Source organism: Halomonas meridiana (assembly GCF_009846525.1).
Taxonomy (GTDB): domain Bacteria; phylum Pseudomonadota; class Gammaproteobacteria; order Pseudomonadales; family Halomonadaceae; genus Vreelandella.
The window spans coordinates 3,799,559-3,812,567 of record NZ_CP024621.1 but is presented as its reverse complement, the minus strand read 5'-3'; the positions used below and the strand labels follow the sequence as shown (position 1 = coordinate 3,812,567).

Genomic DNA, 13,009 nt, shown 5'->3' with positions numbered 1-13,009 from the left:
ACCCCGGTAAGAGCGGTGTCTCCAAGCGCTAGGTATCCAGCATAAGCAAAAAACGGACGCACTCGTTTTGAAGCGCAACGCGTTTACTACATAAAACTCAAGAGGTGGTGAGAGTGAAATCTAAGCTGATCATGAGCGGGCTGGCGGCCCTCGGCGTCATGGCAGGCACATCCGGTGCTTATGCCCAAGATGCAGCGCGTGACGCAATCGCTGAGCGCCTAGCGCCGGTAGGACAACTCTGCCTTCAAGGCCAAGACTGCGGCACGGCAGCAGCCCCCGCGGCTTCTAGCAGTGGCGGTGATGGTGAAGTAGATGGCGAGGGTATCTACAACAACGTCTGTATGGCGTGCCACGAAACCGGCGCGGCCGGTGCGCCGGTACGCGGTGACGAAGCCGCTTGGGCCGAGCGTACCGAGCAAGGCTTTGCCACCCTGCTAGACCACGCCATTAACGGTATTGGCGCGATGCCTGCCCGTGGCGGCAACCCCAACCTCTCTGATGAAGAGATGGAAGCTGCGGTTGCCTATATGGTCGAGCCTGTCATGGAAGTGCCTGAGCTAGGGGGCGGTGAAGAAGAAGCCGCAGCAGAAGCCTCTGAAGAGGGCGCGAGCGACGACATGGCAGCAGCAGCCGACGACGCTGCAGAAGAAGAGTCTGCGAGCGAAGCCGCCGCCGCCAATGAAGAAGAAGCTGCCGGTGGTGACAGCGGTTTAGACGGTGAAGCACTCTACGCCAGCGTTGGCTGTGCGGCGTGCCACGGTGCTGGTGTTGCCGGTGCACCGAAGCTGGGCGATGCGGAAGCCTGGGGCCCGCGTATTGAGCAGGGTACTGACGCACTCTACCAAAGCGTCTTCAACGGTAAAGGCGTGATGCCGCCGCGTGGTGGCAGCAGCGCTTCCGATGAAGAGATTATGGCCGTGGTGGATTACATGGTCTCGCAAGCACAGTAAAGGCGAGCGGCCCGCCCTCATGGGCGGGTAAGCCAAGCGTTATAAACTATCCACAGGTGGGCGCTCCAAACCCCCTGTGGGTATTTTTTTGTGCGATACATCTCGCTTGCCCTGCCCGCTTATCCCAGCAGCGAGCGCAGCCCGGCAATCGCATCTTTACCGCGTGCCTGCTTTTTCTCCGGGTCTTCTTTATCGGCGCGGCCCTCCCACTCCAAATCATCCGCGGGCAGCTCATCCAAAAAGCGGCTGGGTTGGCAGTCCATCAGTTCGCCATACGCCTTGCGCTGGCGGGCCAGCGTCAGCGTTAGCGTACGCCGTGCGCGGGTAATACCCACGTAGGCCAAGCGGCGCTCCTCCTCCACGGTATCCATCTCGATGGCGTTGCGGTGGGGCAGCAAATCCTCTTCCAGGCCCATCAGATACACATGGGGGAACTCCAACCCTTTGGAGGCGTGCATGGTGAGCAGCTGAACCCGATCCGAGTCATCCTCCTCTGCCTGCTGTTCGAGAATATCCCGCAGCACTAGGCGCGAAATGGCCACTTCCACCCCGTCGGTTTCTGTTTCGGTGGAATCTGTCGCGTCTTCCGGGTCGCGGTTCAGCGACTTCTCCAACTGATCAATCAATATCCACACGTTGGCCATGCGCCGCTCGGCAATAGTAGGGGCGCTGGCGTTTTGGTAGAGCCACGCTTCGTAATCCATATCCCGCAGCATGTCGCGGATCGCGGCAATGGCATCGCCCTGGTCCATCCGTTTGCGCACGCCATCGATAAAGTGGGTAAAACGTGATAACCGCTCCACGGCGCGGGTAGGTAGGGTTTGCTCGAGCCCTAATTCATGGCAGGCGGCGAAAAGCGAAATCGAGCGCTCAGTGGCATAGTTGGCGAGCTTCTCCAGCGTGCCGGGGCCAATTTCGCGGCGGGGCACGTTGACGATGCGCAAAAAGGCGTTGTCGTCGGCGGGATTAATCAGCAGGCGCAGGTACGCCATGGCGTCTTTGATCTCGTTACGAGAGAAAAACGATGTGCCGCCGGAGAGCTTGTACGGAATTTGGTAGTGCTGCAGCTTTAGCTCAAGCAGCCGTGCCTGGAAGTTGCCCCGGTAGAGCACCGCAAAATCGCGCCATTCGGCTTTTTCTTTAATGCGCCGGGTGAGCATTTCGCTAGCGACCCGTTCAGCTTCAGCCTCTTCATGACGATTCACCACCACGCGAATCGGCGCGCCGTCGCCCATATCCGACCACAGGGTTTTGTCGTAGACGTGGGGGTTGTTAGCAATCAGCGTGTTGGCGGCGCGCAGGATAGTGCCGGTGGAGCGGTAGTTCTGCTCCAGTTTGATGACTTTCAAACGAGGGAAATCCTCCCCCAGCGTAACCAAGTTTTCTGGCCGCGCGCCCCGCCACGCGTAAATCGACTGGTCGTCGTCGCCTACCACGGTAAAGGTGGCGCGTTCCGCCATCAGCAGCTTTACCAGCAGATACTGGGAGACGTTGGTGTCCTGATACTCATCCACCAGCATGTAGTGGATTTTACGCCGCCAGCGGGCTAGCGCCTCTGGGTCGCGCTGTAAGAGCACCACCGGCAGCAGAATCAGGTCGTCGAAATCCACCGCGTTGTAGGCTTTCAGGTGACGAACATAGGCTTCATAGACGCGGGCGGCGAAGTGCTCGTCATCGTCGGCCGCGAACGAGAGCGCATCCCCTGGCAGCACCAGGTCGTTTTTCCAGGTCGAAATTTTGGCCTGCACGGCGTTGATCTGCTCGGCATCGACCTGGGCATCCTTGTTCATCAAATCCCGCAGCAGCGCCTTGGCATCTTCCGGGTCGAACAGCGAAAACCCCGGCTTGTAGCCCAGGGTTTTCAGCTCGCCGCGAATGATATTGAGCCCCAGGTTGTGGAACGTAGAGACCGTCAGCCCGTGGCCCTCTTTGCCCTTTAGCATCTGGCCCACCCGCTCTTTCATCTCCCGAGCGGCCTTGTTGGTAAAGGTCACCGCGGCAATTTTGCGTGCGCTCATGCCACACTCTTGCACGAGGTAGGCAATCTTGGTGGTGATGACGCTGGTTTTGCCCGACCCCGCGCCCGCCAGTACCAGGCAAGGGCCATCGATGTAGCGCACCGCTTCTTGCTGGCGTGGGTTGAGCCCTTTGATACGGCTAAGAATGCTCTTTGGCGGTTGGGGCGTCATGGCGAAGGGTGACCTCTACAAGTGTTTCAGGGCAATTTCTATTACAATCAGCGGCGCTGACGAAGGCGCAGCAGGCAAATACAGCAGGTAACTCATAGGCAGGTGGTGATGTTTGAAGTAGCGCTATTCGAGCCGCGCATGGCTCCCAATACGGGCAACATTATGCGCCTAGTGGCGAACAACGGCTGCCGTCTCCATTTGATCGAGCCGCTGGGCTTTGATCTCGAAGAGAAAAAGCTGCGCCGCGCTGGTTTAGACTACCGCGACCTTGCCAACGTGACCCGCCACGCAGATTTTACGGCGTTTTACACCGCCATGCAGGGGCGCACCATCTGGGCGATTACCACCAAGGGCACCCGCGCCCACAGTGATGCTAGCTTCGCACCGGGTGATGTACTGCTGTTCGGTTCAGAAACCGCCGGGCTCTCTCCAGACGTGCACGCCATGCTTCCGGCGGAGCATAAACTGCGCATCCCCATGCAGCCTAATAACCGTAGTTTGAATCTCTCCAACGCGGTAGCGGTGGTGAGCTATGAAGCGTGGCGCCAGCAGGATTACGCCGGCGCCCTCGAGATTTAGACTTACCCGGCAATGCCGTATTGGTCGCGGTAAGCGCGTACCGCATCGGCGTAGGCGAGCATCTCGCCGCCTGCGTGCTCTTCAAGATACGTCAGCACTTGCTCAAGGGTGACGATGCTGACCACCGGCATGCCGTACTGGGCCTGTACTTCTTGAATGGCGCTCTGTTCGCCTTGGCCGCGCTCCTGGCGGTCGAGGGCAATGATCACCCCACCGGCACGGGCACCGCTCTGCTCAATCAGGCCCATCACTTCACGGATCGCGGTGCCTGCGGTGATCACGTCATCGATGATCAAAATATCGCCTGAAAGCGGCGCGCCCACAATGTTGCCACCTTCGCCGTGGGTTTTGGCTTCTTTGCGATTGAAGGAGTAAGGCATATCCAGATCGTGGTGGTCGGCCAGCGCCGCCGCAGTGACCGCCGCCAGCGGAATGCCTTTGTAGGCCGGGCCAAACAGCACGTCAGCTTTCAAGCCACTATCCACAATCGCCTGGGCGTAAAAGCGGCCCAGCTTGGCCAGCGCCCGACCGGTTTGGAACAGCCCGGCATTGAAAAAGTAGGGGCTAACGCGGCCAGATTTCAGCGTAAACTCGCCAAACTTAAGTACGCCCTGTTCAATGGCAAAAGCAATGAAATCGCGCTGGTAGGGTTGTAGAGTGGTGGCCACGGCATTCCTCACTAAGCGGTAGGTTTCAATCGGCACGAAAGCAACAATAAAAGTAGGGTAAATGGCAAGTTTTACTCGCTGCCTTTACCCAAACGTCTAAACGTCGGGTATCATACAGCAGCGACGCAAAAGGGACGATTTATGAAAATTGCCAGCATCAATGTCAATGGTATACGTGATGCCGTCGACCGTGGCTTCCTGGACTGGCTGGCTCAGCAGGATGCCGACGTGGTCTGCGTGCAGAACATCAAGGCGAAAAGTTTTGAACTGGGTGACCACATTCTCTATCCGGAAGGCTACGAAGGCTACTTCCTGGATGCCGAGGAAGATGGTTTCTCCGGTGTGGCACTCTATTGCCGCAAAATCCCCAAAGCCATTATGTACGGCCTGGGGTTTCCTCAGTGTGACCACGAAGGGCGCTTTCTGCAGGCGGACTATGACCGCTTCAGCATTGCCACCTTCCTGATGCCTGATGGAAGTGACCAAAAAGCCAAGCAGGCGTTTATGGAGCAGTACCAAGAGTACCTGACGAAGATGTCGCGCAAACGCCGCGAATACATCATCTGCGGTACCTGGCACATTGCCCACAAAACCGTCGATTTGGCCAACTGGTCGGACAACCAGCTCACCTCGGGTTTCCGCCCGGAAGAGCGTGCCTGGATGGATCAGGTGCTTGGCCCCACCGGCTTTATCGACACCTTCCGCGAAATTAATCGCGATGCAGGCGAGTACACCTGGTGGCCAAAACTTGACCAAGACGTGCCCCGTGACCGTCAAGAAGGCTGGCGGATCGACTACCAACTGGTCGGCCCCAACTTCCGTCGTCACGTGGTGGACGCGTGGATTGATTACGATGCGACCTTCTCAGAGTTCGCACCGCTGATCGTTGAGTATGATCTAGCGCTTTAAGCGTTAGCTACTTCCCGCGTCGCACCGCCAACAGGCCAGCTTACCGCTGGCCTGTTGCGTTTCAGGGCCCGAGTCATGCTGGGCTCCTTTAACCGCGAATCCCCAGCGCTTCACGCTGCTTCTCACGCAGTTCATCACCGGCTTTCTCGGCCAAATCCAGCATCGCGTTCAGCTCTTTACGATTAAACGCGCCCGCTTCCGCCGTGCCCTGTACTTCAATCAGCTCGCCGCCTTCGGTCATCACGACGTTCAGGTCGGTGTCGGCTTTGCTATCTTCGGGGTAGTCCAGGTCCAGCACCGGCACGCCCTTGTAGATGCCTACTGAGATCGCACTGACCAACTGCTTGAAGGGGTCGCCTTTGATCTTCTTTTCCCGCTGCAGGTAGCGAAGCGCATCCACCAGCGCCACGCAGCCGCCGGTAATGGCCGCCGTACGCGTGCCGCCATCGGCCTGGATGACATCGCAATCCACGGTGATGGTGAACTCGCCCAGCTTCTTCAAATTCACCGCTGCGCGCAGGCTGCGGCCAATCAGGCGCTGAATCTCCAGCGTGCGGCCACCCTGTTTGCCACGGGTCGCTTCGCGGCCGCTGCGGGTATGAGTCGCGCGGGGCAGCATGCCGTATTCGGCAGTAATCCAGCCCTGATGTTTACCGCGCAGCCAGCGCGGCACGCCCGCTTCCACGCTCGCGTTGCACAGCACCTTGGTATCGCCAAACTCCACCAGCACGGAGCCTTCCGCATGGCGGGTGTAATCACGGGTTAAGCGAATTTCACGGAGCTGGTCGGCCTCGCGACCGCTGGGGCGAACTACATCAGGACGCATAGCACCTCACATCATTTTAAAAGTGGAAAAGCCCTCTATTGTACACGTCTGAGCGTGCGCGGATGGGCCTATCGGTTAGACTGTTCGGAATCACATTGATGGAAAGGATGCATCGACTTATGGCCGCTTCCCGCCGCGTACACAGCATGACCGCCTTCGCCCGCACCGAGCAGGCCGCCCCGTTTGGCACCCTGCAGGTCGAGATTCGCTCGGTGAACCAGCGCTACCTAGAGCCGCACTTTCGCCTCCATGAAAGCCTGCGAGATTTAGAACCGGTGCTGCGCGAAGCACTGCGCACGCGCCTGGCCCGTGGCAAGGTAGAGTGCAGCGTGCGGTTCGAGAGCGCCGACACCGCCCAAGCACCGGCCGTGAACGCCCAGCGCCTAAAAGAGATTGCCGATGCCCTGGCCGCCATTCAGCAGCAGGTGCCCAGCGCTGTGCCGCCCACCACGCTGGCGCTGCTCAACCAACCCGGCGTGATGGAAACCCAGCACCTCGACCAAGACGCCATTAAAGCCGCCGCCAAAACGCTTTTTAACCAAGCGCTGGATGAGCTGATCGACGCCCGCGCCCGCGAAGGCGAAAAACTGGCCGAGATGATCACCACCCGCCTTGACGCGGTGAGCGAGCAAGTGGCCACCGTACGCAGCCTGCTCCCGCAAATCCTGGAACGCCAGCGTGCCCAGCTGCTAGAGCGCTTAGAAATCGCCAAAACCGAGCTCGACCCCCAGCGCTTGGAAGCCGAGCTGGTACTGGTCGCCCAAAAAGCCGACGTGGACGAAGAGCTAGACCGCCTCACCGCGCACATCGACGAAGTGCGCCACCAGCTCGCCCAAAAAGGCCCCAAAGGCCGCCGCCTGGACTTCCTGATGCAGGAGCTTAACCGCGAAGCGAATACGCTTTCATCGAAATCTGTGGTAGCGGAAACGACCCGCTGCGCGGTGGAGTTGAAGGTGCTGATTGAGCAGATGCGGGAGCAGATTCAGAATATTGAGTGAGTCATCCATGAACATTATAGTCCTCTAAAAACCTTATTTTTTAAGTTATTTATATGGTTAGTTAGATTTTTACTAAATGGTCTGGTTATAAAAATTTAGCCAAATGAAAATTAGTTTTTAAGTTAAATAGAGAGCAGCATGCAACAAAACCATCATCAAAACCTTGTCGGCTTCATCTGGAACATCGCTAACAAGCTTCGAGGCCCGTATCGGCCACCGCAGTACCGGCGGGTAATGCTGCCAATGATCGTCTTGCGTCGGTTTGACCTGGTATTGGCGGAAAACCAGAAAAAGGTACTGACTGAGAAGGAACGCCTGGAAGCCCGCGGCATAACCGGCCCTGCACTGGAAAAGGCGCTTTCACGCATTGCCACCAGTGGCCGCAAACAGGAACTGTTCAATACCAGCGGCTTCACCTTCGATAAGCTGCTGGCTGATCCGCCGAACATTGCGGGCAACATGATTGCCTACATCCAGGGTTTCTCACCCCGCGCTCGGGACATCTTTGATAAGTTCGATTTCGAGGCGGAAATCGCCAAGCTGGATGAGGCCAACCGCCTTTTCCTGATTCTCAAAGAGTTCTGTAGCAACGAAATTGACCTCTCACCCAAGACCCTCAGCAACCTACAGATGGGCTATCTGTTCGAAGAGCTGGTCAGAAAGTTCAATGAACAGGCCAACGAAGAGGCCGGGGACCACTTTACCCCCCGTGAAGTCATCCGGTTGATGGTGCAGCTGTTGTTTACCGATGAGGAAGGCATCTTCGCGCCGGGCATTTACCGGAGTATCTACGACCCCACAGCAGGTACCGGTGGCATGCTCTCGGAAGCTGAAAAGTACATTTGCGGTGACGGTACCCATGAAGGATTGAACCCCGATGCCCACATCGAGCTGTTCGGCCAGGAGTACAATCCGGAATCCTACGCCATTTGTTGCTCAGACCTTCTGATCAAAGACGAACCCATCGACAACCTCATCTATGGGGACACGCTGGGCGTGAAAGACGCCAAGAACAAAAACAACGGCTTCGTACCTCACGATGGCCACCAGGAGAAGAAATTCCACTACATGCTTTCCAACCCGCCTTTTGGGGTTGAATGGAAGCCGGAAGAAGATTTCGTTCGTGAGGAGTACGACGACCAGGGCTTTTCCGGGCGCTTTGGTGCCGGTCTGCCCCGAATCAATGATGGCTCGCTACTGTTCCTGCAACACATGATTTCCAAGATGCACAACCCGCCGAAACTGGTGGGTGGCCTTCCTCTTGATAATAACAGCGAAGGTGGTGACGGCTCGAAGATTGCCGTGGTTTTCAACGGCTCCCCGTTATTCACCGGTGACGCCGGTAGTGGTGAGAGCAATATTCGACGCTGGATTATCGAAAACGACCTGCTCGATGCCATCGTGGCCCTGCCGGACCAGATGTTCTACAACACCGGCATCTACACCTACGTCTGGATTGTCAGTAACCGCAAGCCGGAACACCGCCGAGGCAAAGTACAGCTAATCGACAGCACCCGCCATTACAAAAAGATGGACAAAAGCCTGGGGAACAAGCGAAACGAGCTGGCCGAGGAGCATATCCGCGAGCTGGTTCGCCTCTACGCCGAACATCAGCATGACGCGACTTCCGTAGCGCCGGTGCATACCAAAGGATCATCAAGACCGACAGGAACCGAAACCCGTACCGTCAGCAAGATCTTTGATAACCACGAGTTTGGCTATCTGAAAATCACAGTGGAACGCCCTCTAAGGCTGAATTTCCAGGTCAGCCCCCAGAGAGTTGCTCGACTCGACGATCAGCGGGCCTTTGCCAACCTGGCCACCAGTAAAAAGCGTAAGGACCAAGCGGCCTATCAGGCGGAAATTGAGGCGGGCAAACAGACTCAGGCTGCCATAAAAGACCTGCTCGGAGGGCTGGATGGCAACATCCTTTATCAGAACCGGAACGAATTCGAAGCCGTTTTGAATAAGGCTTTTAAGAAGGCCGACCTCAAGCTAGGTGCTCCGGTGAAGAAGGCGATATTGGCGGCGCTGTCAGAGCGGGACCCACAGGCCGACATTTGCCGTGACAAGAAGGGCAACCCAGAGCCAGATCCGGAGTTGCGCGATACCGAAAATGTAACTCTGCCCGACGATATCAGCCTGCCCTTGCCGCTGAAATACGACAACGAAACCGGGCATGACAAGCTGCTTGCGTTGGTGAAGGACCATTGCGAGGCCTACCTTACCGCTGAGGTATTGCCGCATGTACCTGATGCCTGGATTGACCATAGCAAAACCAAGGTGGGTTACGAGATCCCGCTGAATCGCCATTTTTACGTATACGAGCCACCACGCCCGTTGGAAGAGATCGCTGGCGAAATTAGTAAGTTGGAAAAGGAAATCGTCGCTATGTTGGCGGAGGTGGTTTGATGCAGCTTTCAACATATTCTGACCTTCGTGACTCCAATGTTCCTTGGATACAAAGTGTTCCATCACACTGGACGCAAAAAAGACTTAAATTTGTGGTAGAGCTGGTCAATCAGAACTTCCATATATCGGGCTAGAGCATATTGAGTCTTGGACTGGCAGAAAAATTGATGGCGAAATTTCCCAAAGTGAAGGGTTAGCCTCTACGTACGCTAGTGGAGATGTATTATTTGGAAAACTGCGGCCTTATCTAGCAAAAATTTACTTGGCAGACACACCTGGATTAGTGTCCAGCGAAGCTCTTGTTATCAGACCTTCCAGAGATATTAGTTCTTCTTTTTTGAAGTATTATTTCCTCTCCAGAGATTTTATTAACACCGTTGACTCATCAACTTATGGCAGCAAAATGCCAAGAGCAAGCTGGAATTATATAGGCAACTTGCCACTTCTCATTCCTTCTGCTCAAGAGCAACAAGCAATAGTTGACTTTCTTAACCACAAAACCGCTCAGATTGATGCACTGATTGCCAAAAAGCAGTCTCTTTTGGACAAGCTGGCTGAGCAACGCACGGCTCTAATCAGTCAGGCGGTAACCAAAGGGCTTGACCCCTCGGTACCAATGAAGGACTCGGGTGTTGATTGGTTGGGGAAGATTCCTAAGTACTGGCATGTTTCAAAGCTCGGTTATGTAGCTAAATCCCTGCAAACTGGTCCCTTTGGAAGCCAATTGCACGCAGACGAGTATGTCGAAGATGGTACCCCTTTAATTAATCCTTCCGATATTTCAAAAGGGAAAATTACAGGCAACCCAACAATAACTGTTGAAGATGCTGTTGTTGCTCGTCTGTCACGTCACAAACTTGAACTCGGTGACATAGTGATAGCAAGACGAGGTGAAATGGGGCGAGCTGGCTTAGTTGGTAAAGGTAATGTTGGGTGGCTTTGTGGAACAGGCTCGCTGCGAGCGAGATTAAAAAAAGAGGTAATTAATCCTGAGTTTCTTTTGTATCAGTTCAGCATGAGGGGAGTATCTGAATATCTATCGTTGCAATCAGTTGGCTCGACGATGGATAACCTAAATACTTCTATTTTAGGGAGGCTTTGGGTTGTCGTTCCTCCGTTGCACGAACAAAACGATATTATTTCTGAGATACAGAAGGTGTCGTCGCGGATTGAAAAAATGAGAAGTTCGGTTACTTCGGCCATATCAAAACTTCAGGAATACCGCTCTGCCCTGATCACCAATGCTGTCACCGGCAAAATCGACGTGCGGGATTTCTGCATACCTACTACCACTGTGCAAAAGGAGGTTGCCCATGGCTGATACACCGTCCACCAATACTCACCACGAGAGCTTTGAAGGCATCCGAAGAGAGGATGAGTACGGCAACGAGTTCTGGTCAGCCAGAGAACTGGCACCCCTACTGGAATATCCGCAGTGGCGAAATTTTGTCCCCGTCATTGATAAGGCCAGACATGCCTGCGAAAGATCTGGGAACGACGTTGCAGACCATTTTGCGGACGTGCGCAAATTGGTTGGTATCGGCTCCGGAGCGCAACGTGAGGTACCGGATGTCCACTTGTCACGCTATGCCTGCTACCTGATCGTCCAGAACGGCGACCCTACGAAGCCAGTCATCGCCAACGGCCAGACCTACTTCGCTATCCAGACGCGCCGACAGGAGCTGGAGGACAGCGAGCAGTTCACATCCCTCTCCGAGGATGAGAAGCGCCTGGCAATCCGTAAGGAGCTTATTGCCCACAACAAGTACCTGGCGGCGGCTGCCCAGGATGCTGGCGTGGAAACCCCCTTGGATTACGCCATTTTTCAGGATCATGGCTACAAAGGGCTATACGGGGGGCTGGGAGCCAAGGACTTACATGCCAGAAAAGGGCTCAAGAAGAGTCACAAGATTCTGGACTACATGGGAAGTACGGAGCTTGCTGCCAACCTGAACCGCCCCGGCTTTACCGGAGACTCCATATCTTGAGAGGATGGAGTTATGAACTCACCAAAACGATATTCCCCAGAAGTCCGGGAGCGAGCTGTTCGATTAGTCCTTGAACAGCAAGGCGAATACCCGTCCAAGTGGGCGGCGATCTGCTCCATTGCCAGCAAGTTCGGCTGTACACCAGAGACTTTGAGAGCCTGGTGCAAACGCACAGAACTCACGCAGGAAAACAGCTCGGTTAACCTGCCTGAAAATGAACGACTCAAGCAGCTAGAGCGTGAAAACGTCGAATTGAAGCGCGCTAATGAAATTCTCCGTAAGGCGGCTGCTTTTTTCGCCCAGGCGGAGCTCGACCGCAAACCCAATTGATGGTGTCATTTATCGACGAGCATCGTGCTCAGTTCGGGGTCGAGTCGATTTGTAGTCAACTGCCAATCGCCCCATCGACGTATTACCACCACAAGGCACTTGAAGCTGATCCTGAACGGCGGGCAGACCGGTATCGACAGGATGCGTTTCTTACCGCTGAGATTCAGCGCGTGTGGGAAGAAAACTTCTGCGTCTACGGTGCCCGTAAGGTCTGGCGGCAACTCCGCCGTGAAGGCGTTAATGTTGCTCGTTGCACTGTAGAACGGCTCATGCGCCGCCTAGGAATTCGCGGCGTGGTGCGAGGCCAACGCCCCTTCACGACCCTCAGTGATCCCGGCCAGAAACGGGCACCTGATTTAGTGAAACGTGACTTTACGGCTATGCGTCCTAATCAGCTTTGGGTAGCCGATTTTACCTATGTCGCTACCTGGTCTGGCTTCGTTTACGTTGCGTTCGTTATCGATGTTTATGCACGCTGTATCGTGGGTTGGCGTGTAGCGACGTCGATGAGAACGGCACTGGTGCTGGACGCTCTGGAGCAAGCTCTGTGGGCACGAAAACACAGACAAGGGTTGATCCATCATAGTGATAGGGGAAGCCAATATCTCTCGATCCGCTACACCGAGCGTATGGCTGACGAGGGTATCAATGCCTCAGTCGGCACCACCGGCGACTCCTACGACAATGCGCTGGCTGAAACCATCATCGGCTTGTTCAAAACGGAGGTGATCCATCATCGTGGCCCATGGAGGGGACTGGATGCCGTTGAGTATGCCACGCTGGAGTGGGTTGACTGGTTCAACAACCGCCGACTGCTGGAACCCATCGGAAACGTTCCACCAGCAGAACGAGAAAGGACGTATTATCGTCAACTGGAAGAGTCGGGTGAAGCTGCTTGACTCAAACAAACCGGTCTCCGGAATAACCGGGGCGGTTCAACCTGTTCCGTGCTACACAGGCAGAAGAGAAGCTTCGCCGGGACAACATTCAGGGTAAGCAGAACGCCAACAAAACCCATTTCGAGGTAGGCCAGAAGGTTCGGCAAACCATTGGCGAACTGGGCGGCACCATGCCAGAAAACCTGCCCACGCCGGATAAAAGCGTCAAACAGGTAGAAAGCGCGCAGAAGAAGCTGGGAAAGCAGCATAACGACGATTCTG

At 55.6% G+C, this 13,009-nt stretch carries 11 protein-coding genes and 1 other annotated feature; of the genes, 8 read left to right on the top strand and 3 right to left on the bottom strand.

Translation table 11 applies throughout. The features are described from left to right. Window positions 1-113 precede the first annotated feature (113 nt). Window positions 114-950 carry a c-type cytochrome gene (locus CTT34_RS17980; RefSeq protein ID WP_159343626.1) on the top strand — a complete coding sequence of 279 codons (837 nt, stop codon included), beginning with the start codon at window positions 114-116 and terminating at the stop codon, window positions 948-950. 119 nt (window positions 951-1,069) lie between these two features. Here CTT34_RS17980 and rep read toward each other — a convergent pair whose 3' ends face one another. Next, entirely contained in the window at window positions 1,070-3,139 is a 2,070-nt protein-coding gene (gene rep / locus CTT34_RS17975) for a DNA helicase Rep (protein ID WP_159343625.1), read from the bottom strand. 108 nt (window positions 3,140-3,247) lie between these two features. Here rep and CTT34_RS17970 point away from each other — a divergent pair, with 108 nt between their 5' ends. After that, window positions 3,248-3,718, top strand: a complete 471-nt coding sequence (locus CTT34_RS17970) for a tRNA (cytidine(34)-2'-O)-methyltransferase (RefSeq protein ID WP_159343624.1) — start codon at window positions 3,248-3,250, stop codon at window positions 3,716-3,718. A 2-nt stretch (window positions 3,719-3,720) separates the two neighbouring features. Here the strand turns inward: CTT34_RS17970 and pyrE are convergent, their stop codons facing one another. After that, window positions 3,721-4,386, bottom strand: coding sequence for an orotate phosphoribosyltransferase (gene pyrE, locus CTT34_RS17965; protein ID WP_159343623.1), 666 nt, complete (start codon window positions 4,384-4,386; stop codon window positions 3,721-3,723). A gap of 141 nt (window positions 4,387-4,527) precedes the next feature. Between pyrE and CTT34_RS17960 the strand changes: the two genes are divergently transcribed. Then, window positions 4,528-5,295 (top strand): exodeoxyribonuclease III, encoded by a 768-nt coding sequence (locus CTT34_RS17960; RefSeq protein ID WP_159343622.1) that lies wholly within the window; start codon window positions 4,528-4,530, stop codon window positions 5,293-5,295. 88 nt (window positions 5,296-5,383) lie between these two features. Here the strand turns inward: CTT34_RS17960 and rph are convergent, their stop codons facing one another. Continuing rightward, entirely contained in the window at window positions 5,384-6,121 is a 738-nt protein-coding gene (rph, locus tag CTT34_RS17955) for a ribonuclease PH (RefSeq protein ID WP_159343621.1), read from the bottom strand. A 119-nt stretch (window positions 6,122-6,240) separates the two neighbouring features. Between rph and CTT34_RS17950 the strand changes: the two genes are divergently transcribed. The 5 genes from CTT34_RS17950 to CTT34_RS17930 all read left to right on the top strand — a co-directional run bounded on the left by CTT34_RS17950 (window position 6,241) and on the right by CTT34_RS17930 (window position 12,748). Next, entirely contained in the window at window positions 6,241-7,119 is an 879-nt protein-coding gene (locus CTT34_RS17950) for a YicC/YloC family endoribonuclease (RefSeq protein WP_159343620.1), read from the top strand. Between the two features lie 138 nt (window positions 7,120-7,257). Then, the gene (locus CTT34_RS17945) at window positions 7,258-9,531 is read left to right on the top strand and encodes a type I restriction-modification system subunit M (protein WP_174788539.1); all 2,274 of its coding nucleotides are present in this window, start codon (window positions 7,258-7,260) and stop codon (window positions 9,529-9,531) included. Window positions 9,532-9,619: 88 nt separating this feature from the next. Next, a complete protein-coding gene (locus CTT34_RS17940) occupies window positions 9,620-10,852 on the top strand; it encodes a restriction endonuclease subunit S (protein WP_368027282.1) in 1,233 nt (410 codons plus the stop codon). Next, entirely contained in the window at window positions 10,845-11,519 is a 675-nt protein-coding gene (gene dinD, locus CTT34_RS17935) for a DNA damage-inducible protein D (RefSeq protein WP_254436429.1), read from the top strand. The genes CTT34_RS17940 and dinD overlap by 8 nt, the downstream gene beginning before the upstream one ends. 12 nt (window positions 11,520-11,531) lie before the next feature. Further along, window positions 11,532-12,748, top strand: a protein-coding gene (locus tag CTT34_RS17930; RefSeq protein ID WP_159340751.1) for an IS3 family transposase whose coding sequence is annotated in 2 segments (ribosomal slippage) — window positions 11,532-11,817 and window positions 11,817-12,748 — 1,218 coding nt in all. Because the reading frame shifts where the segments join, the coding sequence is not laid out codon by codon here. Then, window positions 11,807-11,923 (top strand) — a sequence feature (AL1L pseudoknot). (Overlaps the previous gene by 117 nt.) Window positions 12,749-13,009 lie beyond the last annotated feature (261 nt).

Bases quoted from the DNA above. Each gene is read 5' to 3' on its own strand.
- CTT34_RS17970 (WP_159343624.1), top strand. From the start codon at position 3,248: ATGTTTGAAGTAGCGCTATTCGAGCCGCGCATGGCTCCCAATACGGGC.
- dinD (WP_254436429.1), top strand. From the start codon at position 10,845: ATGGCTGATACACCGTCCACCAATACTCACCACGAGAGCTTTGAAGGC.
- rph (WP_159343621.1), bottom strand. From the start codon at position 6,121: ATGCGTCCTGATGTAGTTCGCCCCAGCGGTCGCGAGGCCGACCAGCTC.
- CTT34_RS17960 (WP_159343622.1), top strand. From the start codon at position 4,528: ATGAAAATTGCCAGCATCAATGTCAATGGTATACGTGATGCCGTCGAC.
- CTT34_RS17945 (WP_174788539.1), top strand. From the start codon at position 7,258: ATGCAACAAAACCATCATCAAAACCTTGTCGGCTTCATCTGGAACATC.
- CTT34_RS17950 (WP_159343620.1), top strand. From the start codon at position 6,241: ATGGCCGCTTCCCGCCGCGTACACAGCATGACCGCCTTCGCCCGCACC.
- rep (WP_159343625.1), bottom strand. From the start codon at position 3,139: ATGACGCCCCAACCGCCAAAGAGCATTCTTAGCCGTATCAAAGGGCTC.